This is a genomic window from Pseudomonas sp. No.21, from assembly GCF_054558415.1.
Window position 1 is genome coordinate 23022 of record NZ_BAAJNO010000001.1, and the last position, 26661, is coordinate 49682.

The window sequence follows — 26661 nt, forward strand, 5'->3', positions numbered from 1 at the left end:
GAATAATGATCTCTTGCTAGATAGAGAGGATTTCATGAAGTGATTCAGGGATTTCTTGTTTGTCGCCTATAACCAAACCGCTATCACTTTCCGTCCAGGCATGGGCAAAAAAATCATAAGTTTTTACTCCGATTTTGAGTGTGACAACCTCTCCCTTAATTGCGCAGAGAAGGAAGGTGCATATTGAATGCTGCAAGCATGATGTACTGAAAGGCAAGATTTTAGATGCCTGTTTTATGCTGGAAGATATTTGCTGAAGCTCTTTTAATTCAAGCTTGCATGTGCTGAGGCGATTTCTTTTTATCTTCCTTATAAGGTTCAGGGTTTTGTGTAGGCCAAATGTCTTTGTTGTGATGAAGGAGAGGGTTAGTGCGAGGGAGGCTTTTATGATTGAGAAAGCTGAAACTTTGGTTAAATTTGCTTTGAAGGATTGAGACCACTCGTGATTATTTAATCCAAGCTTTCTAGGAGAGCCTATATTAATGTGGGTAGTTCCTCTCTCAAGGGTTAGTATTTTACATTGTACGAGCTCTTGAAGTTCGGGTGGGTATGTGTCAAGCCTCGATTGCACAGCATGGATAACTGCTTGGGTGTCCGAGTGGCTAAGCAGCCAGTACTTGTCTCCTGGTTCGTCGAGAATTACCATTTCGTCGTTGATTACGACATGGTGCACATATTTAGAAAATTGCATTGCTTGTTAGTCGCTTTAATTTATTAAAGGAATACGATATTAATAGCTCAAGGTTTAGTATTTTCATCATCTCATAGTTGAGCCCTTCCGCTCCTTGCGCAGAAATGTTATAGGCGCTCTTGAATTTAGATAAATCAATTAATTTCTCTTTCGTGCAATAGCCATTTTCTATAATGGCTAAGAGCCTTTCTCGCTGAAGGCTAAGGGCTTTTTGAAAGGAACCGGTTACAGAGCCCTTGTTATCTCTAGTGAAAAGGCCATTCCCAAACGCTTTTGCTGCGGACTTTCTGAAGGCAATCCTGCTAAGACTTGAATTGAATGCTTCAGATATCTCAAATGCTAAGGCGCATTCAATCATTGGCGAGTGGAGAAATGGGTAGAGTATTTTTTCTTCTGGCCTAGATGGTGTTATGCAGATTTCCTCGAGCGCTTCTTGGATTATCTCCGCTCTTAGACGGTTTGTGGTTTTCGTTAAATCAGGGAACTGGCGTTGCTTGCGATATTTCTTGATAAGAATGTTATTTTTGTGCGGCTCAGGACCTAAAAGAATTCGTTTTATTACTCTTGAGTAGCTGGTTGCGTTAAGGTCGCAGTATTCATTAAGTTTTTTGAAGAAATTATTGCCAATACAGTTACGCAATAACCTGGGGTCTGGATGCTCCAGGAAAGCATGATCGCCTCCATGCCCATCTAGAACTATAGGCGCACGACCTCCGAAGTGCTCAGTGGCGTGCCTATCTAAGATTTCTAGAATGCCGGAAAAAGCTAGAGCCGGAGACGGATAAGCTGGCAGGTTCATCGTTGAGGGGATTGTAAATAATCTGCTCTCATCAATTGGAACCAGAAGGTGCTCAATTTGTAGAATTCTCGCAATCCTACTCGACTCTGAAACGTCGGAGTTATAGCCTTCAGCTTCAGAGTACCACGTCGTTGCTACTATATTTCTGGGGTCGGCTATAGCTTTGCAGGCCGCTAAAATCGCCGTTGATTCTATACCCCCAGAAAATCTAACCGAAATATTTTGACCGCGAGTTTGCTTGCTTATTACTTCGGTAAGGGTTTCGGCTGGATCGCATCGAACTGCCTTTGGGATGTCTATAGATATTCTTATTGAAAGGTCGGCTCTGATTTTTCCAGACGTACCCGGTGTAATGGTATAAATATTTTCCCAGATTGAATCTCCAAGCTGTTTGGTATTGTTTAAGTATCGGAGGATGGCTGGTCTGGAAAGCCTTGATTTTTCAGTGAGTATGTTAATTATTTGATTTGAAATTACTATGCGGTTTTTGGTGATTTCTATGTGAAGTATGATGTGATTATCGATAGGGTTGGTTATCGTTATATGTTCATTGCAAATGGCGATTTTTACGGTTTTTGCTAACTTGTTTTTAGTTATCTTCCAGCTTTTGAAAGAGTTTTCGCTTTCTCTTGTTATTAGTTTGATCGCCTCAAATATCATTGATCGGTATCCATTCCGTTTTTTAAAGGAAGACCCTCATGAAGAGGGTCTTCTTGGCTGCGTTAGTTCCATTTTCCTCGATAGATCCAGAATTTCCCCTCCATAATTGCACCGCCTCCGCGCCCCTTGGTAGAGGTGCTTGCTTTGATTGTTACGAAGGAATTGGTTTTCAAAGGCCTGATTTTTTTGAACATTAGAATTCACTCCTTTAACTGCATCAATGTGATGCCACTTGATGCTCTTTTAAAAGGATATGAATTTCAACGGGTGGCGGCTTATGAAGACTGGCGAAAGGTAGTGGTGTTGCTTGCGAATTTTCTTAGGATTGTGATTGGAGATGGAAAAATACTTGGCGTGTAGACTTTTTATAACAGTAGTTTTTTGAATGGTCTTACGGGTGGGGTCCTGAATTCGTACGCAGCGGTCTGATCGTTATATTGGGAGTTTTCAGGAGGGAAGCGATAGGCGTTAAAAGGACCGCTGTTTTCGATCACGTCAGGCCCGGTTTCTTATTGCCAAAAAGCGGCGAATAAAATTTCGCGAAGGAGCGGGGATAACAGATGGATTTATTTGGCCTTGGTTAGCCGATAGGGAGCGGAATCTATGCGAACGCTTGAACTGCAAATTCAGGAGCGGGTAGGTGGCGGACTGGCTCCGCCTTCCTGGTTGCAGAGATCGTTGCCTGTGGGGTGGATGAGACCCCAGCGTTAATTTTTGAAAATGGCAAGTAGACCGGAACTATCTGCTCCGCTTGGCCAGCAGCGCGCGGGCGACGCGGGAGCCGTTTTCCTTGCCGAGCACGGCGCAGATGTGTTGGCCCGCGTCCACCAGGCGGTCCATGTCGATGCCGGTTTCGATGCCCATGCCGTTCATGAGGTAGAGCAGGTCTTCCGTGGCGACGTTGCCGGTGGCGCCCTTGGCGTAGGGGCAGCCGCCGAGGCCGGCGACGGAGCTGTCGAACACGGCGATGCCTTCCAGAAGGCCGGCGTGGACGTTGGCCACGGCCTGGCCGTAGGTGTCGTGGAAGTGCCCGGCAAGGCGCTCGCGCGGCACCCTGGCGCCCACCACCTCGAACAGGTGGCGGGTGGCGCCGGCGGTGCCGGTGCCGATGGTGTCGCCGAGGGAGACTTCATAGCAGCCCATGGCGTCCAGCTGGGCGGCGATGGCGGCCACCTGTTCGGCGGGCACCTCGCCCTCGTAGGGGCAGCCCAGCACGCAGGAGATGTAGCCGCGCACGCGGATGCCGTTGGCCCGCGCCGCGTCCATCAGCGGTACGAAGCGCTCCAGGCTCTCGGCGATGGAGCAGTTGATGTTCTTCTGCGAGAAGGCCTCCGAGGCGGCGGCGAACACCGCCACTTCCTTCACCCCGGCCTCCAGGGCGGCCTCGAAGCCCTTTATGTTCGGTGCCAGGGCGGCGTAGGTGACGCCCGGGCGGTAGGTGATGCCGGCGAACACCTCGGCACTGCCGGCCATCTGCGGCACCCACTTGGGCGAGACGAAGCTGCCCACCTCGATGTAGTCGAGGCCGGCGGCGGAGAGGTTGTCCACCAGGCGCACCTTGTCGGCCACGCTGATGGGTTGCTTCTCGTTTTGCAGGCCATCGCGGGGGCCGACTTCGACCAGGCGGACCTTCTTGGGAATCGTCATCGCGTCTTCTCTCTCATTCATCGGCGTTCGTGGCCTGATGGGGTTCGAGTGCCGGGCTCATGGAATGCTATGAGCGTAGGATGGGTAGAGTGGACATCGCTTTTCATGTCCACCAGCGGTGCCCTGTCAGGCTTCTTCCAGTTCCACCAGCGCGGTGCCTTCGGCGACCAGTTCGCCTTCGCTGCAGTACAGCGCCTTGACGGTGCCGGCGTGGGGCGCGCGGATGCTGTGCTCCATCTTCATCGCCTCCAGCACCACCAGGGCGGTGCCGGCTTCCACGGCTTGGCCGGCTTCCACCAGGACGCGCACGATACTGCCGTTCATGGGCGCCGTCAGCCCTCCGTGGTGGGCGTGGGCGGCCTGGGCCTCGGCCACCGGGTCGACCTGCTCGACGCGTTGCAGCTCGCCGTCCCATTCCAGGTAGAGGGCGTTGCCACGGCGGATCGCCAGGCGCTGGCGGGTGATGCCGTCCTGTTCCTGCCACAGGCGTTCGCCGTCCAGGCGCAGGGTGCTCGGCGCGGTGCCGCGCAGGCGCACCAGATGGCGTTCGTCGCCGCAGGCCAGATGCAGGTCGGTTTCGCTGGGCAGGCCGGGGCGCCAGCCGTCGTTGCGGCTCCAGGGCGAATGCGGGTCGTCCTCGCGCAGGCGTGCGACGCTGCCCTGGCGGAAGGCTTCGGCGGCGGCCTGCCAGAACAGCTCCGGGCGCGCGGCGGGGGCGGGCAGCAACTGCTCCTGGTGGCGGGCGATGAAGCCGGTGTCCAGCTCGGCAGCGGCGAAGGCGGGGTGGGCCAGCACGCGGCGGAGGAAGGCCAGGTTGGTGGCGAAGCCGCCCACGGCGGTTTCGTCGAGCATGGCCAGCAAGCGCTGGCGGGCTTCCTCGCGGGTTTCACCCCAGGCGATCAGCTTGGCCAGCATCGGGTCGTAGAAGGGCGAGACCTCGTCGCCCTCGGCGACGCCGCTGTCCACCCGGCGGCCGGGGCCGGCGGCGGGTTCGCGGTACAGGGCCAGGCGGCCGCTGGCGGGGAGGAAGTCCTGCTGCGGGTCTTCGGCGTAGAGGCGCACTTCGATGGCGTGGCCGTTCAGGGGCACCTGCTCCTGGGTGATGGGCAGCGCCTCGCCACGGGCGACGCGGATCTGCCAGGCCACCAGGTCCAGGCCGGTGATGGCCTCGGTGACCGGGTGCTCCACCTGCAGGCGGGTGTTCATCTCCATGAAGAAGAAGTCGCCACGCTCGTCGAGGAGGAATTCCACGGTGCCGGCACCGACGTAGCCGATGGCCTGGGCAGCGCGCACGGCAGCTTCGCCCATGGCGCGGCGCAGCTCCGGCGACAGGCCGGGAGCGGGGGCTTCCTCGACCACCTTCTGGTGGCGGCGCTGGATCGAGCAGTCGCGCTCGTTGAGGTACAGGCAATTGCCGTGGCGGTCGGCGAAGACCTGGATTTCCACGTGGCGTGGCTTGAGCACGTACTTCTCCACCAGCATGCGCGCGTCGCCGAAGGCCGACTGGGCTTCACGCTGGGCGGAGGCCAGGGCTTCGCCCAGTTCGGCTTCGCGCTCCACCACCTTCATGCCCTTGCCGCCACCACCGGCGGCGGCCTTGAGCAGCACCGGGTAGCCGATGCGCTCGGCGGCGGTACGGAAGGTCTCCAGGTCCTGGGCCTCGCCGTGGTAGCCGGGCACCAGGGGCACGCCGGCGTCTTCCATCAGCGCCTTGGCGGCGGACTTGCTGCCCATGGCGTCGATGGCGCTGGCCGGCGGGCCGAGGAACACCAGGCCGGCGGCCTCGATGGCGCGGGCGAAGGCGGCGTTCTCGGAGAGGAAGCCGTAGCCGGGGTGGATGGCCTGGGCACCGCTGGCCTGGGCGGCGGCGATGATGCGCTCGGCCTGCAGGTAGCTTTCCGAGGGCTTGGCGCCCCCCAGGTTCACCGCCATGTCGGCCTCGCGCACGTGGCGGGCGTGGCGATCGATTTCACTGTGCACGGCCACGGTGGTCAGGCCCAGGGCCTTGGCGGTGCGCATCACCCGGCAGGCGATTTCGCCACGGTTGGCGATCAGCAAGGTTGTAATCATTGTTCTGCTCCTTTGGCGAGCTGGGGGCTAATGCTGGCTGCGATTGCTTCCGGCTTCGGGCTTCCAGCTTCTAGCTGTTCGTTTGCCACCCCGGCTTGCGTTTTTCCAGGAAGGCATTGAGCCCTTCCTGCCCTTCGGGGCTGACGCGGATGCGGGCGATGGCGTTCTCGGTGTAGCGGCGCAGGTTGGGGCTGAGGGCACCGCTGCCGACTTCGCGCATCAGCTCCTTGCTCACGCGCATGGCCTGGGGGCTGTTGAGCAGCAGGTTGGCGGTCCAGTCCTGCACCGCCTGTTCCAGTTCCTCCGCCGGGTAGCACTCGGCGAGCAGGCCCAGTTCGCGGGCGCGCTCACCGTTGAAGCGTTCGGCGGTGAGGGCGTAGCGGCGTGCGGCGCGCTCGCCGATGGCCTGGACCACGAAGGGGCTGATCACCGCCGGGGCCAGGCCGATGCGTACTTCGGACAGGGAGAACTGCGCGTCGCTGGCGCCGATGGCCATGTCGCAGCAGCTGATCAGGCCCAGGGCGCCGCCGAAGGCCGCGCCCTGCACCACGGCGAGTGTGGGCACCTTGAGCTGGTAGAGGCTGTACATCAGCTCGGCCAGCTCGCGGGAGTCGTCCAGGTTGGCGTTGTAGTCGAGGCGCGCGGACTCCTGCATCCAGGCCAGGTCCGCGCCGGCGGAGAAGTGCCGGCCCCGGCCGCGCAGCATCAGGAAGCGCACGTTGGCGGCGCTCTTGACGGCTTCGAGGGCGAGGATCAGCTCACGGATCATGCCGGCGTTGAAGGCGTTGTTCTTCTCCGGGCGGTTGAGCCAGAGGGTGGCGACGCCGTTGTCGGCGAACTCCAGTTGCAGGGTGTCGAAGTCGGTCATGGGATTCCCCAGCTGCACGTTTCAAGCGGCAAGCTGCAAGTGCGAGCCGCGTCTCTTGAAGCGTGCGGCTGGCAGCTTGCGGCTGGTTTTTTCACATCCGGAACACACCGAAGGTGGTCGGCTCGATCGGCGCGTTGAGAGCGCTGGAGATCGCCATGGCGAGCACCTCGCGGGTCTGTGCCGGGTCGATCACGCCGTCGTCCCAGAGCCGCGCGCTGGAGTAGTAGGGGTGCCCCTGGCGCTCGTACTGGTCGAGGATCGGCTGCTTGAGGCGCGCCTCGTCCTCGGCGCTGAACACCTGCCCGGCGCGTTCGCTCTGCTCGCGCTTGACCTGGGCCAGCACGCCGGCGGCCTGCTCGGCGCCCATCACGCCGATGCGTGCGTTGGGCCACATCCACAGGAAGCGCGGGTCGTAGGCGCGGCCGCACATGCCGTAGTTACCGGCGCCGAAGCTGCCGCCGATGATCACGGTGAACTTGGGCACCTTGGCGCAGGCCACGGCCGTGACCAGCTTGGCGCCGTGCTTGGCGATGCCGCCGGCCTCGTATTTCTGGCCGACCATGAAGCCGGTGATGTTCTGCAAAAACAGCAGCGGGATGCCGCGCTGGCAGGCCAGTTCGATGAAGTGCGCGCCTTTTTGCGCGGCCTCGGCGAAGAGGATGCCGTTGTTGGCGAGGATGGCGATCGGGTAGCCGTTGAGGTGGGCGAAGCCGCACACCAGGGTGGTGCCGAACAGGGCCTTGAATTCATCGAACTCGGAGCCGTCCACCAGGCGCGCGATCACCTCGCGCACGTCGAAGGGCTGCTTGGCGTCCGCCGGGATCACCCCGTACAGCTCCTGCGCCGCGTAGCGCGGTGGCAGCGGCTGGCGGTGGTTGAGCTGGCCGAGCTTGCGCCAGTTGAGGTTGGCGATGCTGCGCCGGGCCAGGGCCAGGGCGTGGGCGTCGTCCTCGGCGTAGTGGTCGGCCACGCCCGAGGTCTTGCAGTGCACGTCGGCGCCGCCCAGGTCCTCGGCGCTCACCACCTCGCCGGTGGCGGCCTTCACCAGCGGCGGGCCGGCGAGGAAGATGGTGGCCTGGTTGCGCACCATGATGGTTTCGTCGCTCATCGCCGGCACGTAGGCGCCGCCGGCGGTGCAGGAGCCCATGACGACGGCTATCTGCGGGATGCCCAGGGCGCTCATGTTGGCCTGGTTGAAGAAGATGCGGCCGAAGTGCTCGCGGTCGGGGAAGACCTCGTCCTGGCGCGGCAGGTTGGCGCCGCCGGAGTCCACCAGGTAGATGCAGGGCAGGCGGTTCTCGCGGGCGATGGCCTGGGCGCGCAGGTGCTTCTTCACCGTCAGCGGGTAGTAGGAGCCGCCTTTCACCGTGGCGTCGTTGGCCACGATCATGCATTCGACGCCTTCCACGCGGCCGATGCCGGCCACCACGCCGGCGGCGGGCACGTCCTCGCCATACACCTCGTGGGCGGCCAGCTGGCCGATCTCGAGGAAGGGCGAGCCGGGGTCGAGCAGGCGGTTGATGCGCTCGCGGGGCAACAGCTTGCCGCGCGAGGTGTGGCGTTCCTGGGCCTTGGCGCCGCCGCCTTCATGGACGCGCGCCAGCAGCTCGCGCAGCGCGTCGACCTGCTCGCCCATGGCCGCGGCGTTGGCGGCGAAGTCGGGAGAACGCGGATTCAGCTGTGTAGTGAGAATGGTCATTCGGGGCTCCGCGGGCTTGACGCCGGAAGCGGGAGGCTGGAAGAGGGCAGTGCATGCGTCCGGCTTCCAGCTTCTGGCTTCCAGCTAGTTCGTTTACTTGGTTTCGTTGAACAGCTCGCGCCCGATCAGCATGCGGCGGATCTCGCTGGTGCCGGCGCCGATCTCGTAGAGCTTGGCGTCGCGCAGCAGGCGGCCGGCGGGGAATTCGTTGATGTAGCCGTTGCCGCCGAGGATCTGGATCGCGTCCAGGGCCATCTGGGTGGCGCGCTCGGCGGTGTAGAGGATCACCCCGGCGGCGTCCTTGCGGGTGGTCTCGCCACGGTCGCAGGCCTGGGCCACGGCGTAGAGGTAGGCGCGGCTGGCGTTGAGCTGGGTGTACATGTCGGCGACCTTGCCCTGGATCAGCTGGAACTCGCCGATGCTCTGGCCGAACTGCTTGCGGTCGTGGATGTAGGGCACCACCACGTCCATGCACGCTTGCATGATCCCGGTGGGGCCGCCGGAGAGCACCACGCGCTCGTAGTCGAGCCCGCTCATCAGCACCCGGACGCCGCCATTGAGTACGCCGAGGATATTTTCCTCCGGCACTTCCACGTCATCGAAGAACAGCTCGCAGGTGTTGGAGCCGCGCATGCCGAGCTTGTCGAACTTGTTGCTGCGGGAGAACCCCTTCCAGTCGCGCTCGACGATGAAGGCGGTGATGCCGTGTGGGCCCTTCTCCAGGTCGGTCTTGGCGTAGATCACGTAGGTGTTGGCGTCGGGGCCGTTGGTGATCCAGGTCTTGCTGCCGTTGAGCACGAAGCGGTCGCCCTTGCGGTCGGCGCGCAGCTTCATGGAGACCACGTCGGAGCCGGCGTTGGGCTCGCTCATGGCCAGGGCGCCGACGTGCTCGCCGCTGATCAGCTTGGGCAGGTACTTGTGCTTCTGCTCGGCGGTGCCGTTGCGGTTGATCTGGTTGACGCACAGGTTGGAGTGGGCGCCGTAGGAGAGGGCGACCGAGGCGGAACCGCGGCTGATCTCCTCCATGGCCACCACGTGGGCCAGGTAGCCCAGGCCCGCGCCGCCGAACTCCTCGGGCACGGTGATGCCGAGCAGGCCCATCTCGCCGAACTTCTTCCACATGTCCATGGGGAAGGCGTTGTCGCTGTCCACCTGGGCCGCGCGGGGCGCCAGTTCGGCGGCGACGAAGGCTTGCACCTGCTCGCGCAGCATGTCGATGGTGTCGCCGAGGGCGAAGTTCAGGCTCGGGTAAGTCATGGTTCCACCTGTGCTTGTGATTGTCGGGAAACGGGTTGTCGGGTCAGGCGCTGGCGCCCTGTTTCTTGGTTTCGGCGAGGGCGGCCAGGCAGCGTTCCTCGGCGGTGTCCAGCTCCAGCTGCATTTGCTGGATGTCGAGCAGTTGCTGTTCCAGCTGCGCGCGGCGGGCGGCGATCTTCTCCATGAAGGTCTCCAGCTGCTTGCGGTTGCCGCTGCTCGGGTCGTAGAGGTCGATCAGCTCCTTGCACTCGGCCAGGGAGAAGCCGATGCGCTTGCCGCGCAGGATCAGCTTCAGCGCCACCAGGTCCTTGGGGCTGTAGATGCGTTCCTGGCCCCGGCGTTCGGGGAAGAGCATCTCCTGCTCCTCGTAGAAGCGGATGGCGCGGGTGGTCACATCCAGTTCGCGGGCGAGGTCGGAAATGCTGTAGGTCTTGGACATGGAAAAGGGCTCGGCTGTGTTTACCTTTACGTTAACGTAAACCTGTGCGAACCTGCCTGTCAACGCTCGTCACGGTCGTTCCGCTGGCCTCTTCTGGCGCGAAGATTGCTCGCCATGCCAACGGACGACACGACTCTTTACGGCGCCGGAAGGCGGGTGTAGACATTCTGGGCGACCCTGCCGCCGGCTTCCCCACGAGAGGGCAGGCGAGGAGGGCGCTGGAGTACGAATGACATGCGAATAACAAGAAATGACGATGTCCTGCGGCAATCCCGCCTCGCCCGCCTGCGTTTGCAGAACGAAGGCGACCTCCCTGATGGCGTGCTGCGCGAGGAGATCGACGCCTCCTGGCGGCGCAGCCTCGGCCACGGGCTCGACTGCCTGGAAGGCGACGGCGCGGGCATCGAGCAGCTGCGCGACCTCGACCTGCTGCTGGCGGGCAACCGCCTGCTGATCGGCGCCGCCACCCCCGAACTCGAATACCTGGTGCGCCAGCAGGGGCAGGGCGGCCTGGTGATACTCGGCGACGCCCAGGCCAACGTGCTGGCCATCGAGGGGCAGACCGACGCCCTGCAGCTCGCCGGCCTGCGCGACCTGCGCCCGGGCAGTTGCTGGAGCGAGTCCCTGCGCGGTACCAACGCCCTGGGCACCGCCGTGATCGAGGGCCGACCGACCCTGATCAACAGCGGCGAGCATTACCTCGACCGCCTCAGCCGCTTCGCCTGCACCTCGGTGCCCCTCAAGGACCCCCACGGCCGGGTGGTCGGCGTCATCGACCTGACCCGCGAAGGGCACCTGGCCGAGCCCCGCGACAGCTTCGCCACGCTGTTGCTGGCGGCCGGCAATATCGAGAGCCGCCTGTTCGGCCTCAGCTACCCGCAGCAACTGGTGCTGGCCTTCCATTCACGCCCGCAGTACCTCGGCTCCGCCTGGCACGGCCTGCTGGCCCTGAGCCTGGATGGCGAACTGCTGGCCGCCAACGACCAGGCCTGCCACCTGCTGCGGGTGGAGCGCCAGGCGCTGGTGGGCCACAGCTGTGAGGAGTTGCTCGGCGCCCGCGCCTCGGGCTTCCTCGCGCGCCTGCTGCAAGGCGGCGTGAGCAGCGTGCAGACCCCGCGCGGCGAGTTCTTCTTCCGTGCCCTGCAGCTGCCCCGGCATATCGGTGTCGCCCCGGTGGCACCGGCCAGGCCGAGCGCCACGCCCGCGCCGGAGCTGGACGCCCTGGCCGGCGGCAACGCACGCCTGGCCCGTGCCCTGCGCATGGCCCGCCAGGGGCTGGCCGGCGAGTTGCCGGTGCTGCTGCTGGGCGAAACCGGCACCGGCAAGGAAGTGGTCGCCCGTGCGCTGCACCAGGCCAGTGCGCGGGCGGGCAAGCCCTTCGTCGCGGTGAACTGCGCGGCGATCCCCGAAGGGCTGATCGAATCCGAACTCTTCGGCTACCGCGAGGGCGCCTTCACCGGCTCGCGCAAGGGCGGCATGGTCGGCCGGGTGATGCAGGCCCAGGGCGGCACGCTGTTCCTCGACGAGATCGGCGACATGCCCCTGGCCCTTCAGGCGCGCCTGCTGCGCGTGCTGCAGGAACGCCGCGTCGCGCCCCTGGGCGCCGGCGAGGAGCAGGAGCTGGACATCGCCGTAATCTGCGCCACCCACCGCGACCTGCAGCGCCTGGTGCAGGGCGGGCAGTTCCGCGAAGACCTCTACTACCGGGTCAATGGCGTCAGCCTGCGCCTGCCGTCCCTGCGTGAGCGCGATGACCTGGCGGCGCTGATCGCCGAGGTGCTGGCGCGCCTCGGCGAGCCCGGCATGAGCCTGGACAAGGACCTTGCCGAGCTGCTCACCGGCTACGACTGGCCGGGCAACATCCGCCAGCTGGAAATGGTGCTGCGCTCGGCCCTGGCCATGCGCGAGCCCGGCGAACGGACGCTGGGCCTGGACCACCTCACCGACAGCCTGCTGGACGAGCTGACCAGCAGCCGCCGCCAGCCCGGCAGCATCCGCGAGAACGAGCTGGAGCTGATCCGTAGCGCCCTGGAACGCCACCAGGGCAATGTCTCCGCCGCGGCCGACGCCCTGGGCATCAGCCGCGCGACGCTGTATCGCAAGCTGAAGCCGCTGAGGGGATGAGTCTGTTCCATGCAGGAGCACATTGTTCTTGTACGGGCCTGCGGGTGATCACATGACCCGCCTCCTGCTCAAGCTCGTCGACGCCAACGACCCCGACCTGCTGCGCCGCGCCCTGGCCTGGCTCTACGGCTTCGTCCGCCCCCACGGCCGGGCCATCGCCGTGCTGCTGGGGCTGTCCCTCTGTGCCAGCCTGCTGGTGCTGGCGCAGCCCTGGCTGACCAAGACGCTGATCGACGACGGCCTGCTGGCCCGGGATTTCGGCACCCTGGTGCAGGTGGCCCTGGCGATGATCCTGGTCGGCCTGCTCGGCACGGCGCTGTCGGGTATCAACCGCTACCTGCACACGCGGCTCTCGGGGCGCGTCCTCTTCGCCCTGCGTGATGACCTCTATCGCCACCTGCAGCGCCTGTCGCCGGCCTTCTTCGGGCGCAAGCGCCTGGGCGACATCCTGTCCCGGCTCGATGGCGACGTGGCGGAGATCCAGCGCTTCGCCGTTGACTCGCTGTTCTCCGCCGTCTCCAGCGTCATCGGCCTGGTCGGCGCGGTGGCGCTGATGCTGATGCTGTCCTGGCAGCTGTCGCTGCTGCTGGCGCTGCTGATCCCCATCGAGGTGCTCTGGCTGCGCTGGATGCGGCGCAAGGTGGAGCGCGAGGTGCGCAGCCTGCGCGAGCGCTCGGCGGACGTGTCGTCCTTCCTGGTGGAAACCCTGCCGGCGATGAAATTCATCCAGGCCGCCGGTGCCCAGCAGCGCGAGGCGCGGCGCCTGGAAGGGCTCGGGCAGGGCTACATGCGCCAGCTGCTGCGGGTGCAGGTCACCGAGTTCTTCACCCACGCGGTGCCCGGCACGCTCACCTCGCTGTCCCGCGCCTGCGCCTTTCTCATCGGTGGCTACTGGGTGATCCAGGGCACCTGGCAACTGGGCGCGCTGATCGCCTTTTCCACCTACCTGGGCATGGCCGTGGGGCCGGTGCAGAGCCTGCTCGGGCTCTACGTCGCGCTGCAGCGCATGACGGTGAGCCTCGGCCGGGTGATGGAGCTGCAGCAGGAGCCGGTGACGGTGCGCCAGAGCGACGCGCCGCAGCCGATGCCGGAGGGCCGCGGCGCGTTGCGCCTGGAGGGCGTGCATTTTGCCCACGAGCAGCGTGCCGGCCTGTTGCTCGATGGCGTGGAGGCGGATATCCCCGCCGGCCTCAAGGTGGCCATCAGCGGGGCGTCGGGCGTCGGCAAGTCCACCCTGATCGACCTGCTGCAACGCTTCTACGACCCGGACCGGGGCCGCATCCTGCTGGATGGCGCCGACCTGCGCGAACTGGACCTGCTGGCCCTGCGCCGGCGCATCGCCGTGGTCAGCCAGGACATCGTGCTGTTCCGCGGCACCCTGGCGGAGAACCTCGCCTACGCCGCCCCCGATGCCAGCCGCGAAGCCGTCGAGCAGGTGGCGCGGCTGGCCCGTCTCGACGGCTTGATCGCGTCCCTGCCCCTGGGGCTGGACAACCCGCTGGGCGAGCGCGGCCAGCAGCTCTCCGGTGGGCAGAAGCAGCGCATCGCCATCGCCCGCGCGTTGCTGCAGGACCCGCTGATCCTGGTGCTGGACGAGGCCACCTCGGCGGTGGACGAAGCCACCGAGCGCGACGTGATCGCCGCCATCGACCAGCTCTTCGCCGGGCGTACGCGCATCCTCATCAGCCATCGCCCCTCCACCCTGGCCGAAGCCGATCTCGCCTTCCGCCTGGAGCAGGGCCGCCTGCAGCGCCTGGAGCCGGTGAGCCATGGGCACTGAGCGGGCCATCGGCATCATCGACAGCGGCTTCGCCCCCGAGCAGGCCGCGCGGGTGACGCTGGCCCGACGCTTCTGGCTGGAGGGCGGCGAGCTGCAGGAAGGCGAGGCGCAGCCCGATTCCCTCGGCCACGGCCCCTTGGTGCTGGATGCCATCTGCCCACCCAGCGCGCCGGCGCGCATCTGCATGGCGCAGGTCTTCGGCGAGCGTTGGCAGACCAGCCCGTTGCAGGTCGCCGCCGCCCTGTACTGGCTGGCGGAGCAGGGCGTGGCGTTGATCAACATGAGCCTTGGCCTGCGCAATGACCGCCCCGTGCTGCGCGAAGCCTGCGCGCTGGTGCAGAGCGCCGGTGTGCTGCTCTGCGCTTCCAGCCCCGCCCAGGGCGCTCCGGTTTACCCGGCCGGCTACCCGGGGGTGATCCGCATCACCGGTGATGCCCGCTGCGCGCCCGGGCAGTGGTCCTGGCTGAGCAGCCCCCAGGCCGATTTCGGTGCCCATGTCCGCGCCGCCAATGGCGCGGCCGGCGCCAGCATGGCCTGCGCTGCGCTGAGCGGAACCATTGCGGCCTACCTGCGCGAGCACCCTGGCGCCGGCCGCGAGGCGGTGTTGCGCTGGCTGCACGACGGTGCCGCCTTCACCGGGCCGGAGCGTCGCCATGGCTGAGGTCGTCGTGCTCGGCGCCGGCCCGGCGGGGGCGGCGGTCGCCCTGGGGCTGAAGCGGCTGGGCTACCCGGTGCGGGTGGTCACCGAGTGGCGGCGTTTCGCGGCGCTGGAGGGCGTGTCGCAACGGGTGCTCGAAGGCCTGCGTCATGCTGGCCTCACCCATGCGCTGGCCTGTGCCGATGCGCCGTCGCCACGGCGGGTTGCCTGGGGCGCTGGCAGCCAGTCGATCAACCAGGAATGCCTGCTGGATCGCCCGCGCTTCGATGCGGCGCTGCGCGAGGACCTGGCCGCTGCCGGTATCGCGGTGCAGGAAGCGCGGGTGCTGCGGGTCGAGCCGCTGGAGCGTGGGCACCTCGTGCATCTCGACGGCGGCGCGCCGTTGCGTGCGGACTTCCTGGTAGAGGCCCGGGGTCGCCAGGCACCGCTGGCGGGGGGGCGCCTGCGTGGCCCGGAAACCCTCAGCCTGCTCAATACCTGGCGCGATGCGCCGGGCCGCCCCGGCTCGGCGCTGGAAAGCCTGGCCGACGGCTGGGCCTGGATGGCACGGCGGGAAGACGGGCGCTGCTACTGGCAGATCACCCGCGACGCCCAAGGCCTGCCACCCAAGGAGCACCTGCCGGCCTGGTGCGCGGTGCGGCGCGGCGAATCCACCCTGGTGCGCGAACTGTTCGGCGAGGCCGCGTTGCAGCCGGCCGACCTGCATGCCCGCAGCAGCACCGCCATCCTCTTCAACGAGGCCGTCGGCGTGGATTGGCTGCGGGTGGGCGATGCCGCCATGGCGGTGGACCCGCTCTCGGGCAACGGCATCTTCCAGTCCCTGTCTTCGGCGTTGCAGGCGCCGGCGGTGATCAACACCCTGCTGCAGCGGCCGGAACGCATCGCACTGGCCCGGCGCTTCCACCAGCAGCGGGTGGAGCAGCTGTTCCTGCGCTTCGCCCGCACCGGCCGCGACTTCTACGCCCTGGAACGGCGCTGGGCCGAGCAGCCGTTCTGGCGGGAGCGCAGCACCTGGCCGGATGCCGAGCCACTGCACGCACCGGCCGATATCAACCAGCTGCGTGTTGCGCGCGCGCCCGTGATCCAGGGCGACCTGATCGAGGAACGGGAGGTGGTGGTCACCGCCGATCAGCCCCTGGGCATCTGGCACCTGGACGGCATTGCACTCGCGCCCATCATCCAGGCGTTGCACGCCGGGCAACTGGCCGAGGCGCTGGCGGGCCTGGCGCCCGAGGCGCGGCGCAAGGTGCAGGGCTGGCTGCTGGGGCAGGGCTATCGGCCCTGATTCGTGTGTTTCCTGTCCTGTTCGGAATGGGCGAAGGCTAGAATGCGACGCTGATTCAGCCTGGCCATTGAAGGGACCCCCATGCATTTCGACCTGATCCAGACCCTCAGCCTCGCGGGCAAGAACTCGGTTCCGAACGACGACCGCATCGGCAGCGCCGAGCAGCATGCCTGGGTCATCGACGGCGCTACCGACCTCGGCGAGCCGGGGCTGATGGGTGAGCGCGGCGGCGCGGCCTGGCTGGCCGGCGCGGCCCATCGCGCGTTCGCCAGCGCCTCGGGCCCGCTGGCGGAACTGTGCAACGGGGTGTTCGACCGCGTCGCCACGGACTATGCGCGTGACCGCCAGCGCGAGCCGGTCGCCCACTGGGAGTTGCCCCGCGCCTCGCTCGCCGCCGTGGCCATCGAGGGCGAAAGCCTCGCCTGCGGCCATCTCGGCGACTGCGTCGTCATCCACCGCAGCGCCAGCGGCGTCGCCTTCCTCACCCCCGAGCCGAACCGCGACACCGAACAGGCCGAAGCCGCGGCCCTGGGCCCGGGCACCGGTGCCGACAACGTGCGCAGCGCCCACGTGCTGGCCGACCGCCGCGCCGCCCGCGAACGCCCCAAGGCGGTACTGAGCGTCGACGCCGAGCAGGCGAAGGCCGGCATGCACTACGCCCGCGCGCCGCTGGCCAGGGGCGACGACCTGTTGCTGATGACCGATGGCTTCGCCGCGCTGTTCGACACCTACCGCCACTACGACGCCGCCACCCTGGTGGCCCGCGTGCTGGAAAGCGGCCTGCTGCCCCTGGCCGCCGAACTGCGCCGCATCGAACTCGAAGACGCCGCCTGCCTGCGCTACCCGCGCTTCAAGGCCAGCGACGATGCCTCGGTGATCTGGTTGCGGGTGGGGTAGGGCGCTACCCGCGCCGCACCACCGGCACCCATACCTCCACGAACCCCGTCCCCTCCATCGGATCGAAATCGGCGCTGTACTGCTCGAATTCCGGGGCGTCGGCGAAGACGTACTCGGACTCGGGCAGCCACTTGTTGAAGATGGTGAGGAAGGTCTGGTGGATGGTCGAGATGTGGCCCAGGTGGCGGAACACGGCGTAGTCCTGCCGGGGCACCTTGAAATGGCGCAGGGCGGGCGGTAGGCCCTCGGTACGGGGCACCTCGACGCCGGCGATGTATTCGAAGCTGCCGTCCTCGCCCGGGTTGCAGCACAGCCCGTAGGTGACGTAGCTGGTTTGCCCGGGGATGTTGCCCAGATAAGGCACGAAGGCCTGCCACAGGCCGACGATGCCTTCGTTGCGGTCGAAGGTGAAGCGTTCGCCCAGGCCGGCGATGATGAATTCGGCACGGGTTTCATAACGGGGTTCGGACAGTTCCACGAAGCTCATTTCTTTCATGCGCAAAGGCTCCACCAGTGACAGGTTCCCGTGCCCCTGTTCGCGAACCTGCCGGGGCGTTACGCCGAACAGGTCGCTGAAGGCACGTGTGAAGGCTTCATGGGAGCCGTAGCCGGCATCCAGCGCGATATCGAGGATGTCGCGCTTTCTCTCGCCCAATGCCAGCGCCGCCTGGCTCAACCGGCGCGCGCGGATGTAGCGCATCACCGACCAGCCCGTCGCCATCGAGAAGAACCGCGACAGGGCGAAAGGCGACAGGCCGAACTGGCGCGCGACATGCCCGAGATCCAGCTCGGAGCCCAGCTCCGTTTCGATGAACCACAGGACTTTCTCGATGCTTGGCATAGGGGCTCCTTGAAGACGGGGCGACGTTAGCAGGGGAGCAAAGGGGGGATTTGATCGTTCTTGCGGCCTGGCTATCGACGGAAGTGCCGGGCGCCGAATTGTAGGGGCGAGTTCAGTCGCCCGCTCTAGACATCACTCCTGGTGTCGCCCCTCGACGCCCCAGCCGCTCGCCTTGCACAGCACGTCGAAGTCGCGTGCCAGCTCCGCCAGGGTGATGGCGCCGAGGCGGTCGATGAGCAGCGCTTCGGCCTGGTTCAGGGCGTCTTCCAGGGCGGCGTTGACCACGCGCTCGACGGCGCATTCCGGGGTTTCGTTCTCGATGCCGATGGCGAAGATCCTGGGGCCGCCGACCGCGTTGTGGATGTCCAGCAGGGTGATGGTTTCCAGGTCGCCGGCCAGGCTCCAGCCGCCGCCGTGGCCTTTTTCGGAGCTTACGTAGCCCGCCTGGCGCAGGCCGGCCATGGTGCGGCGGACGACCACTGGGTTGGTGTCCAGCATCCGGGCGATCTGCTCCGAGGTGAAGGGCTGGTCGTGGCGGGCCATGTGCAGCAGCACGTGGAGCATGCGGGAGAGCCTGCTGTCCTTTCTCATCGAGTTGCCTCTGTTGCGCCTTGCGTCAGGTGGAATGAATGACGCCACTTTATAAGTTGCGTGATAAAAAATCCTCGCTCTATCATGTAGCTCTAAAAGTTTCATGACTATCAGCCGGCCATTCCGAGGCCCGGATGCCGGCGAGCAACGGAGGAGAGCAGCGATGCAGTACGACGTGATCATCATCGGCGGTAGCTATGCGGGCCTGTCGGCGGCCATGCCCCTGGCGCGGGCGCGCCGGCGCATCCTGGTGGTGGACGAGGGGCTGCGGCGTAACCGCTTCGCCGCCCACTCACATGGCTTCCTGACCCAGGATGGCAACGCGCCCGGTGCCATCGCCAGCCAGGCGCGCGAGCAGGTAATGGCCTACGAGACGGTCGAGTGGCTCACCGGCAAGGCCGTCGCCGTTGCGCTGACGGCGCGGGGTTTCCGTGTCGAGATCGAGGGCGAGGAACCGCGCGAGGCGCGCCGGCTGATCTTCGCGGGCGGTGTCGTCGACCAGCTCCCCGAGATTCCCGGCCTGGCCGAGCGTTGGGGCAGCCGGGTGTTCCATTGCCCCTACTGCCACGGCTACGAGCTGCAGCAAGGGCGGATCGGCGTCATCGCCACCTCGGCCATGTCCATGCACCTGGCCTTGCTGCTGCCGGATTGGGGCAGCACGACGCTGTTCCTCAATGAGGCGTTCGAGCCCGACGCGGAACAACTGGCCAAGCTCGCCGCGCGCGGCGTGACGCTGGAGCACGAGCCCGTACGCAGTATCGACGGCGAGCTGGATGTGGTGCTGCACGACGGGCGGGTGATCAGCCTGGACGGGCTGTTCGTGCCCACCCGCATCGATGTCGCCAGCTCGCTGCCGCAGATGCTGGGCTGCGAGTTCGACGAGGGCTTCTACGGCCGGATCATCCGCACCGACGCGATGAAGGCGACCAGCGTCAGGGGCGTCTACGCCTGCGGTGATGCGGCGCGGATGGGCGGCTCGGTGCCCTTGGCAGTGGGCGATGGGACCCTGGCCGGTGCCGCCGCGCACCAGTCACTGATCTTCGACAGCCACTGATGGTGGAGGCGCCCATGCAAGCGTTTTCCGACCCGCAGGCCGTCGCCCGCTACGCGGAGGGGCCTGTCCGCCAGGTGCCCGGGTTCCATGCCTTGCAGCGGATGGCGAGCATTCTGCTGGCCGAGCGGGTGCCTGCGCAGGGCCGGGTGCTGGTGCTCGGCGCTGGTGGTGGCCTGGAGCTGAAGGTGTTCGCCGAGGCGCAGCTCGGCTGGCGCTTCGTCGGGGTGGACCCGTCGGCGGACATGCTCGCCCTGGCCCGCCAGACCCTGGGCGAGCTCGAGGCGCGCGTGGACCTGCACGAGGGGTATATCGAATCGACTTCCCTTGAGCCCTTCGACGGCGCCACCTGCCTGCTCACGCTGCATTTCCTGCCGGAGGAAGAGCGCCTGCGCACGCTCCGGGAGCTGCTGCTGCGCCTGAAGCCCGGCGCGCCGCTGGTGGTCGCCCACCACAGCGTTGCGCAACCGCTTGGGGAACGTACGCGCTGGCTGAGGCGCTACGCAGCCTTCGCCACGGCATCCGGGGTTCCCGCCGCCCAGGCCGGGAGTGCGATTGTGGCCATCAGCGAACGTTTGCCGCTGCTCTCGCCCGAGCAGGATGAGGCGCTGCTACGCCAGGCCGGTTTCGAGGGCGTCGAGCTGTTCTACGCCGGCTTCACCTTCAGGGGCTGGGTGGGGTATCGGCCGGGTTGGTAGGCCGATCCGGCGAGCACCGGAGTGGAGTCGCTGGCAGCCGAAAAAAAGCCCGCTCCACGGAGCGGGCTCGTTGCATGGCCGAAGGCGCCGACTCAGCCGATCAGGGTATAGCCGAAGGGGTTGTGGCGCAGGTCGCCGAGCTTGTAGCCGAAGTCGGGGCGCTTCTTGTAGGGAGTGAGCGGCTCGCTGGCTTCCTCCAGGCCGAAGGTCGCCAGGAAGGCCTTCTCGAAGCGCGCGACCGAGTCGATCTGCTCCTGCTCCGACGGCTCCGCATCCTCGCCGAAGGCGATCACGAAGTCCGGCAGCCCCAGGTTCTGCATGCCGCAGGTGTAGAGCTTGTCGTCGTCGCTGATGGGCTTGCGCACGAACATCTTGTACAGGGCCAGCAGCATGGCCTTCTGGTCGCGCTGCTCCACCGCGTCGGTCATCTGGGTGATCAGCTCGCGCCAGCGCACGAGGCCATGGGCGAGGCCGGCGGTCTCGATCTTGGCGGCGGTGATCATGCCCTTGTCGATCAGGTTGCCCAGGCAGCGCGCGGTCACCATCGCCACGGAGATGCGCGTCCGCTCGGAGAAGATGTTGCGCACGATGAAGTAGGCGGAGGCGGTGTGGTTCTCGATGTTCTCCCAGTCCTGGTCGGTCATCGAGGGCTCGGTGCGGTCCATGCAGGCCGAGTAGGAGCGGGGCATGCGGTCGTCGTTCACCAGTTCGCTGAACTCCGGGTCCAGGCGATAGGTGTCGACGAAGGCTGCGGCGGCCATTTCCTCGAACTCCGACTTCAGCGCATCGAAGGAATCCATGTTGCCCAGCACGTTGAGGATCATCGCCGGCGGCAGGTTGGCCTTGATGTTGGTCAGCTGCTCGTCCTTGGCGGCGATGTAGGCCTCCAGCGCCTCGAAGTGCTTCACGGCGCTTTCCTGGATCGCCGCGCTCTGCTCGGCGATGGGGAAGGTATCGAGCGTGTCCTCGCCCTCTGCATCCACCTCGACGGGCTGGTAGCGCACCTCGTATTCGCGGGTCTCGTGGTCCACCAGCTTGAAGATGTAGTGGCGGTGGTCGCTGTGCCCGTTCCTGGCGGCCGGGCTGTCGAAATTCTCCACCGCGACGCGGATGCGGTGCTGGTCGAACACGACGAACGCCTCCGTCTCCTCGCCATCGTCCAGTTCGAGGGTCACCCACTCGTCGTTGTCATTGCCTTCGATGTACGCGTGGAAGTGCTCTTCCACGTACTCCGAGTTCAGCAGGGCCTGGATGCGGTCGTAATCGATTGCGGCGAGAGCGGGGCTCGGGGCGTTGGCCATGGTGCGTCCTGTCGGGCTCATTCCATCGGCTGCCGGCGGCAGCGGATGGGTGGGGGATCGGGTTGTACTTGAGGCCGCGATTATCGGGGGAGCTGGGGAGGGAATTCTGTGAGAGAGGCCTGAATCCGTGGAGGAGGGGTGGCCGGTGGTCGGCGCGTCGGCAAAGTGACCCAGCCACTCAATATGCATCGCCGGACCATTTCTCCAGTACGGCCTGCACCTCCTCATCGCTGGCGAAGTCGCCGGCATCAGCCTCCTTCAAGGCGCGCTCTGTTTCCGCCAGTTGCCAGACTTCACGGTGCAGGTATTGCCACAGCGCTTCCTCCGCCAGGGAGTCTTCACTGCGGCCAGTGGCCTTGGCCAGGCTGGCCAGGTACTGGGCGACCTTCTCGGAAATAGTGAGCGAAACGAGTGACATGGCGACCTCCATGTACGGTCGGGCTGTATCGCCTGGAGCAACACGGTTGCTCCAGGCGAATCCTCAGGTAGATGGGACGGGGTCCCGGCTATTTACCCGGCAACTGCGCCAACTCCGCCAGTTTGCAGAAGTCCTCATAGTTGTTGCGCGACAGGTGAACCATCGCGTCCATCAAGGCCCCTTCCCGGTATCGGCTGAGGTAGGGGTAGTCAGCGCCGTCGCGCAAGGCTGCGAAATCCAGGAGCAACTCCGCCATCACCTGGGTGGTGTGCAGTCGCGTGTCGAGGTGGTCGACCAACTGCTGGATGCGTTGCTCCTTGTAATCGATTAGAGGGGCGCTGTTCATGCCGAGGCCTCCTTTGTGGATACGTGGAGGGGGTGAGCAAGAGGGACATAAGCTTCGTGCATGGTGGTTCTCCGTTATGGGGTCAGGAGCTGGCACCAATTCGCTGTCAATCGAAGGGTGGCAGACCGCGCGGGGTTGACAGACCGGCTAACGGGAACCGGCAGACCGCGAAGGTCTCCCCGCGCGATCTGCCATAGAGCAGAGCAGCTATGAAAGCTGCATGCGTACCGATGCCTGCAAAAAACATTCGCTGTTTCTCGCATGCACGTCGTGGCGCATTCGCGCCCGTTAGTTTCGGGCTGTCAAACCCGGCCACGGGATTGACCGTGGCCGGGGCAGGATAGGGAGGAGGGGGCGGGAGGGCAAGGGGATATAGTCAGTATCTATTCGCCGGGCTACGCGTGGCCATCCCTTCTCATGAAGCCCTTCAATGCATCTTGCCTTTAAACTGCACTGATCAAAGTTTATTGATTACCTCCTGATCCGAATCACGCATGATATGGCGAAAATAAATAGCACCCCAAAAAGCATCAGAGCTGTTTTGAGTGATTCGTTGCTTGCGGTGTATGCAAGTGCCCCAGAGAAACCTATTGCAGTTATCCAGTCATAGGATTTTATTCTGGTTAAACCCAAGGCTAAATTTCGATTTGGGGAGAAAAATTTTGCCGCTAAAATCGAAAAAAATACCACTAATGCAATGAATTCTGGATTTTTCTCATCTGTAAATTTCCACAACAAAAAACACAGGGCGGAGATGCCTGCTGTTATGCATGTGTATAGTGATTTATTAATTTTGAGAACTCTATTTTTAGTCTTCTGAGGCATCGATTGTCGAGGAGGTGCTACTGCGTAAATAGGTGCCCATGCCAGTGGTTGGCAGTGTGAAATCGCATTAGTACAGGCTAGGTTGTAGGCGCTGCACCAACTTGAACGCCGTGCTGGTACAACCTGAAACCGTGGTCAGAGCGGCCTGCTGGGGGGCTGGTGACAGTAATATGCGATCAATGGCTGAGCATTGCCTCATTCGACGCAAACACAACTCAAATCCCGACAGCAACTGAGGCGGGTTAGTCGAAGAGGTAACTCGTTGAGTAATGTTGTGGTCGCAACCCAAGCCATGCTGTTGTCGTCTCAACCGGCGGCAGGAAATTGAGGTGAGCTTCGATTCGCACGCTTGATAATTGTTTGCCCTAAAGTCAAGGCTTATATTCATATGCTGTATACCTGTCAGCATAAAATGTGGCTAGATCTTTCTCTGATTCATAAAGTTCAGACCAGACCTCATAGCCATCTATCAAAGACTCTCCATCTTGTAAAAAGCAAGCTTGCTCAGGGTGAGATTCAAATCCGCAGCATTCTGCATATTCAACTGCTTCCTGTTCACCTTTTAGGTAGGCTGTTTCAAGGTCCGGCGCTTCAAAACAGACTGTGCGCTCTTCAAAAATATTTTTTCCATCCTCTTTCTTCCCAAAGAGATATACATTTCTTATAGCGTACCAAGGCATGTGGCCTCCTAATGTTTCTTTTTCATATATTTGAACTATCACATAACTCGTATTTTGTTATTGACTTCGCATGCTAGCTCCGAGATGGAGTAAGTGCTGTTGTCAGGCTAGGGATATGAGTCTTATCCTTACAAAGGGGGCATTCGACCGCGCCGATTGCGACTCATATTCACTCCACAATCCTCGCGCTACCCGCACTACGATATCGCTTCGTCGACTTAGCACGTTGCCTTCGCCGGCTAACCTATCTACAAAACTAGTCATTGTTGGCCTAGGTCAATGATGTCTGGGCGCGTAGGTGAGCTCCAGCCCGGAAATGAAGGGGAGGCTTGAGCATGTGACGCTGGAGTGTTGTGTTCTTCTTCACACCGTAGATCTACAGGGCAGTTGGGATTAGGGAAGTTAAGCTCTTCGCACAGTGCACAAGGAGCTGCGCCAGCGATGCATGCAAGTTCGATGTGAATAAGTGGGCCGCGAATAGATCTGATCTTTCCCCCCTTGGATTTTCGACTACCTCTCTCCCCCATAGCTTTTTCATGAGTTTTTAGCTTTTTCTGCAGTGCGTTTCTAGTTTTTTTGTCGAGGTTTGGGTCTTTTAATTGCTCTTTGATTCGGTCTACTTGTGCTTGATCAAGTTTATGGTTTCCTTCAGCTGTTAAACCATACGCATCGAAGTAGCCCAGGGGATTACCTTCTACATATCCATAGGTATTTAATCCCCCATCCAACCCAATCGGATCACTCTCCACATACCGCCCGGTCTCCGGATCGTAGTCCCTGAAGTAGTTGTAGTAGAGCGCACTGTGCGCATCGGCGACTTGGCCCGGGAAGCGCAGGATCACATCGATGTTGCTGCCATAGGTGTTGGGTTGCCCCACACCGAATGCATCGCTCTGCCAGCTCCACACCAGGTTGCCGCCCTGGTTGGTGGCCAGGCGCGGGGTGTTGAGGTGGTCGCTGTGCAGGTAGGTGAGGGTGGTGCTGGCAATGGTGGTGCCGGCAGCGTCGTAGCCGAGGTCGATCTGGGCGATGGGCAGGCTGTCGAGCCAGACGTAGTAGCTGGCTTTGCTCTTCTTGCCGCTGCTGGTGTAGCGCACCTGGCCGAGCACCTGGCCGTCGGGGCCGTAGAGGTAGGTGTAGGGCGTGTGGGCGGTGCCTTGCTGCACATCTTTGAGCACGCGCTGGCCGAGGGCGTTGTAGGCGTAGGTGGCGATGGGCGTGCCGGCCTCGTCGGTGACGGCGTTGAGGCGGCCCTGGTCGTCGTAGGTGTAGCGGCGGCTCTGGCTGTAGCGGGTGTAGTTGCCGGCGGCATCGGCTTCGACGGCGTAGCTGGTGCTGCGCTGGGCGAGGCGGTTGCTGTCGGGGGCGTAGTGCAGGGTCTGCTTGGCGGTCTGCGCTTCGCTGCCGTTGCTGGTGGCGTAGGTGGTGCGCGAGCTGCGGTTGCCGGTGGCGTCGTAGGCATAGGCCTTGCGGCTGGCGGCGGCCTTTTCCTCGGTCAGGCGATCAAGGGCGTCGTACTGGTAGTCGAGGCTGCCGAACAGGCTGTGGGCGTGGGCGGTGATGTTGCCGTTGGCGTCGTGGCTGTAGCTGCTCTGCCAGTTGCCGACCTGCTGGGCGGTGAGCTGGTAGTCCTGGTCGTAGGTGCGGGTGAGGACGATGCCGTTGTTCCAGGTGAGGCTCTTGAGCGGCCCGAAGGGGGCGTAGCCGATGTTGCTGGCGAGGCTGGTGGGCGTAGCGTTGCCCACGGCGAAACCAACCTGGCTGACCTGGCCGGCGGCGTTGCGGCTGTAGTGGATGCTGAAGCCGGCCGGGTAGTCGATGCGGATGAGGTTGTTGGCGGCGTCGTAGGCGTAGCCGAGGGTGTCGTACTGATCGCTCCCCAATACCGCCACGGAGCGCAGTTGCTCGATGAGGTTGCCGCGCTCGTCGTACTTGTAGCCGAGCACGCCGCTGGCGTCCTGCACGGCGGTGAGGCGGCCCACCCCTTTGTTGCCGTTGGCGGTCATGTCGTAGTGGTACTGGACGTTGAGCGCGGGGGTGGCGGGGTACTGGCGGCCGGTGAGGCGGTCGAGGGCGTCGTAGCTGTAGGTGGTGACGATGCCGCGGGCATCGGTCTTGCGGATGACGTTGCCGGCGGCGTCGTGTGCGTAGGTGGTGGTGCCGTTGTCGGGGCTGATGAGTTGGGTGAGGTTGCCGAGGCCATCGTATTCGTAGCGGGTGGTGACACCGCGCGGGTCGACGACCTGGGTGAGGTTGTCCTGGGCGTCGTAGCCGAGGCTGGTGACCTTGTTCAGCGGGTCGGTGCTGGAGACCAGGCGGTCGAGGGCGTCATAGGCCTGGGTGTGGCTGAACTGGCGCGGGTTGGTGTCGGTGGTGGGGTTGTCGTTGAGGTCGTACTGCTTGCTGTGGGTCTGGCCACCAGCCCCGACCGAGCGCAGCAGGCGGCCGAGCTCGTCGTACACCCACTGTTGCTGCTGGGTGAGGTTGTTGGAGGCGTCCTTGATGCGCTGGGCCGTGCGGTTGCCCATGGCGTCGAGGTCGAACTCGACCTGCTCGCCGAGGTTGTTGGTGATCTTGGTCAGGCGCCGGGCATCGTCCCAGGTGTAGGCGAGCCAGCTGCCATCGCCGCGGGTGACCTTGGTGATCTGGCCGATGGCATCGTGCTCGAAGGCGGTGCTGCCGCCGCCGACGCTGACCGAGGCAAGCCAGCCCTGCGGGGTGTAGGTGAGGGCGGTGGTGACGCCGTTGGGGTCGATGACGGTCTGCGGGTTGCCGTAGCTGTCGAAGCTGGACAGCTGGGTGATGTGGCCGAGGGCGTTGGTGACGCTGGTGAGGTGACCCTGGGCGTCGTAGGCGTAGCGGGTGATGTCCTGGACATCGGTGCGCGGGCCATCGGCGGTTTCGATCTGGCCGCTGGCGGTGTAGGTGTAGCTCCAGTTGCGCGGGGCGGCCTGGAGGCCGGTGGCGGCGAGGGTGCCGACCAGGGCGAGCGTGAGGACGCTCAAGTGGTGGTGCAGGGGTTTCATGGGCAAGTCC

At 63.9% G+C, this 26661-nt stretch carries 22 protein-coding genes; 7 read left to right on the forward strand and 15 right to left on the reverse strand.

The features are described from left to right. Nucleotides 1–16: 16 nt before the first annotated feature. From ACYJSS_RS00115 to ACYJSS_RS00150, 8 genes are all read right to left on the reverse strand, one after another. Nucleotides 17–646, reverse strand: a complete 630-nt coding sequence (locus tag ACYJSS_RS00115) for a lasso peptide biosynthesis B2 protein (RefSeq protein WP_158545639.1) — start codon at nucleotides 644–646, stop codon at nucleotides 17–19. A 31-nt stretch (nucleotides 647–677) separates the two neighbouring features. After that, nucleotides 678–2150, reverse strand: a complete 1473-nt coding sequence (locus ACYJSS_RS00120; RefSeq protein WP_111264543.1) for an asparagine synthase-related protein — start codon at nucleotides 2148–2150, stop codon at nucleotides 678–680. A 738-nt stretch (nucleotides 2151–2888) separates the two neighbouring features. Further along, nucleotides 2889–3797, reverse strand: coding sequence for a hydroxymethylglutaryl-CoA lyase (locus tag ACYJSS_RS00125; protein WP_111264544.1), 909 nt, complete (start codon nucleotides 3795–3797; stop codon nucleotides 2889–2891). Between the two features lie 126 nt (nucleotides 3798–3923). Further along, the gene (locus ACYJSS_RS00130; protein ID WP_236206531.1) at nucleotides 3924–5867 is read right to left on the reverse strand and encodes an acetyl/propionyl/methylcrotonyl-CoA carboxylase subunit alpha; all 1944 of its coding nucleotides are present in this window, start codon (nucleotides 5865–5867) and stop codon (nucleotides 3924–3926) included. 70 nt (nucleotides 5868–5937) lie between these two features. Then, nucleotides 5938–6735 carry a gamma-carboxygeranoyl-CoA hydratase gene (locus ACYJSS_RS00135; RefSeq protein WP_111264203.1) on the reverse strand — a complete coding sequence of 266 codons (798 nt, stop codon included), beginning with the start codon at nucleotides 6733–6735 and terminating at the stop codon, nucleotides 5938–5940. Nucleotides 6736–6826: 91 nt separating this feature from the next. After that, nucleotides 6827–8434, reverse strand: a complete 1608-nt coding sequence (locus ACYJSS_RS00140) for a carboxyl transferase domain-containing protein (protein WP_111264202.1) — start codon at nucleotides 8432–8434, stop codon at nucleotides 6827–6829. 93 nt (nucleotides 8435–8527) lie between these two features. Next, nucleotides 8528–9691, reverse strand: coding sequence for an isovaleryl-CoA dehydrogenase (locus ACYJSS_RS00145; RefSeq protein ID WP_236206532.1), 1164 nt, complete (start codon nucleotides 9689–9691; stop codon nucleotides 8528–8530). A 43-nt stretch (nucleotides 9692–9734) separates the two neighbouring features. Further along, nucleotides 9735–10130, reverse strand: coding sequence for a MerR family transcriptional regulator (locus tag ACYJSS_RS00150; RefSeq protein WP_021218137.1), 396 nt, complete (start codon nucleotides 10128–10130; stop codon nucleotides 9735–9737). A 234-nt stretch (nucleotides 10131–10364) separates the two neighbouring features. Here ACYJSS_RS00150 and ACYJSS_RS00155 point away from each other — a divergent pair, with 234 nt between their 5' ends. From ACYJSS_RS00155 to ACYJSS_RS00175, 5 genes are all read left to right on the forward strand, one after another. Next, nucleotides 10365–12254: a sigma-54-dependent Fis family transcriptional regulator gene (locus ACYJSS_RS00155; RefSeq protein ID WP_236206533.1), complete on the forward strand. Its 1890-nt coding sequence runs from the start codon at nucleotides 10365–10367 to the stop codon at nucleotides 12252–12254. A 52-nt stretch (nucleotides 12255–12306) separates the two neighbouring features. After that, nucleotides 12307–14034, forward strand: coding sequence for an ABC transporter ATP-binding protein (locus tag ACYJSS_RS00160; protein ID WP_236206534.1), 1728 nt, complete (start codon nucleotides 12307–12309; stop codon nucleotides 14032–14034). Further along, nucleotides 14024–14695 (forward strand): subtilisin-like serine protease QhpE, encoded by a 672-nt coding sequence (qhpE, locus tag ACYJSS_RS00165; protein WP_236206535.1) that lies wholly within the window; start codon nucleotides 14024–14026, stop codon nucleotides 14693–14695. The genes ACYJSS_RS00160 and qhpE overlap by 11 nt, the downstream gene beginning before the upstream one ends. Continuing rightward, nucleotides 14688–15977, forward strand: coding sequence for a flavin-dependent monooxygenase QhpG (qhpG, locus tag ACYJSS_RS00170; RefSeq protein ID WP_236206536.1), 1290 nt, complete (start codon nucleotides 14688–14690; stop codon nucleotides 15975–15977). Before qhpE ends, qhpG begins: the two co-directional genes overlap by 8 nt. A gap of 81 nt (nucleotides 15978–16058) precedes the next feature. Then, nucleotides 16059–16874: a protein phosphatase 2C domain-containing protein gene (locus tag ACYJSS_RS00175; RefSeq protein ID WP_236206537.1), complete on the forward strand. Its 816-nt coding sequence runs from the start codon at nucleotides 16059–16061 to the stop codon at nucleotides 16872–16874. A 4-nt stretch (nucleotides 16875–16878) separates the two neighbouring features. Here the strand turns inward: ACYJSS_RS00175 and ACYJSS_RS00180 are convergent, their stop codons facing one another. Further along, nucleotides 16879–17715, reverse strand: coding sequence for an AraC family transcriptional regulator (locus ACYJSS_RS00180; RefSeq protein ID WP_459479081.1), 837 nt, complete (start codon nucleotides 17713–17715; stop codon nucleotides 16879–16881). Nucleotides 17716–17847: 132 nt separating this feature from the next. After that, a complete protein-coding gene (locus ACYJSS_RS00185; RefSeq protein WP_236206539.1) occupies nucleotides 17848–18306 on the reverse strand; it encodes an Rrf2 family transcriptional regulator in 459 nt (152 codons plus the stop codon). A 163-nt stretch (nucleotides 18307–18469) separates the two neighbouring features. Here ACYJSS_RS00185 and ACYJSS_RS00190 point away from each other — a divergent pair, with 163 nt between their 5' ends. Together ACYJSS_RS00190 and ACYJSS_RS00195 are read left to right on the forward strand one after the other, a co-directional pair. After that, nucleotides 18470–19360 carry an NAD(P)/FAD-dependent oxidoreductase gene (locus ACYJSS_RS00190; RefSeq protein WP_236206540.1) on the forward strand — a complete coding sequence of 297 codons (891 nt, stop codon included), beginning with the start codon at nucleotides 18470–18472 and terminating at the stop codon, nucleotides 19358–19360. 14 nt (nucleotides 19361–19374) lie between these two features. Next, nucleotides 19375–20055 (forward strand): class I SAM-dependent methyltransferase, encoded by a 681-nt coding sequence (locus ACYJSS_RS00195; RefSeq protein WP_236206541.1) that lies wholly within the window; start codon nucleotides 19375–19377, stop codon nucleotides 20053–20055. 92 nt (nucleotides 20056–20147) lie between these two features. Here ACYJSS_RS00195 and ACYJSS_RS00200 read toward each other — a convergent pair whose 3' ends face one another. The 5 genes from ACYJSS_RS00200 to ACYJSS_RS00220 form a co-directional block, all read right to left on the reverse strand. Next, on the reverse strand, nucleotides 20148–21356 hold the full coding sequence (locus ACYJSS_RS00200) for a hypothetical protein (protein WP_236206542.1): 1209 nt from the start codon (nucleotides 21354–21356) through the stop codon (nucleotides 20148–20150). 178 nt (nucleotides 21357–21534) lie between these two features. Further along, nucleotides 21535–21774, reverse strand: a complete 240-nt coding sequence (locus ACYJSS_RS00205; protein WP_043246443.1) for a CopG family ribbon-helix-helix protein — start codon at nucleotides 21772–21774, stop codon at nucleotides 21535–21537. Between the two features lie 88 nt (nucleotides 21775–21862). Further along, the gene (locus tag ACYJSS_RS00210) at nucleotides 21863–22120 is read right to left on the reverse strand and encodes a hypothetical protein (protein ID WP_043246445.1); all 258 of its coding nucleotides are present in this window, start codon (nucleotides 22118–22120) and stop codon (nucleotides 21863–21865) included. 1196 nt (nucleotides 22121–23316) lie between these two features. Beyond that, nucleotides 23317–23625 carry a hypothetical protein gene (locus ACYJSS_RS00215; protein ID WP_146603071.1) on the reverse strand — a complete coding sequence of 103 codons (309 nt, stop codon included), beginning with the start codon at nucleotides 23623–23625 and terminating at the stop codon, nucleotides 23317–23319. Nucleotides 23626–23885: 260 nt separating this feature from the next. Further along, nucleotides 23886–26657 carry an RHS repeat-associated core domain-containing protein gene (locus ACYJSS_RS00220; RefSeq protein ID WP_373875166.1) on the reverse strand — a complete coding sequence of 924 codons (2772 nt, stop codon included), beginning with the start codon at nucleotides 26655–26657 and terminating at the stop codon, nucleotides 23886–23888. Between the last annotated feature and the right edge of the window lie 4 nt (nucleotides 26658–26661).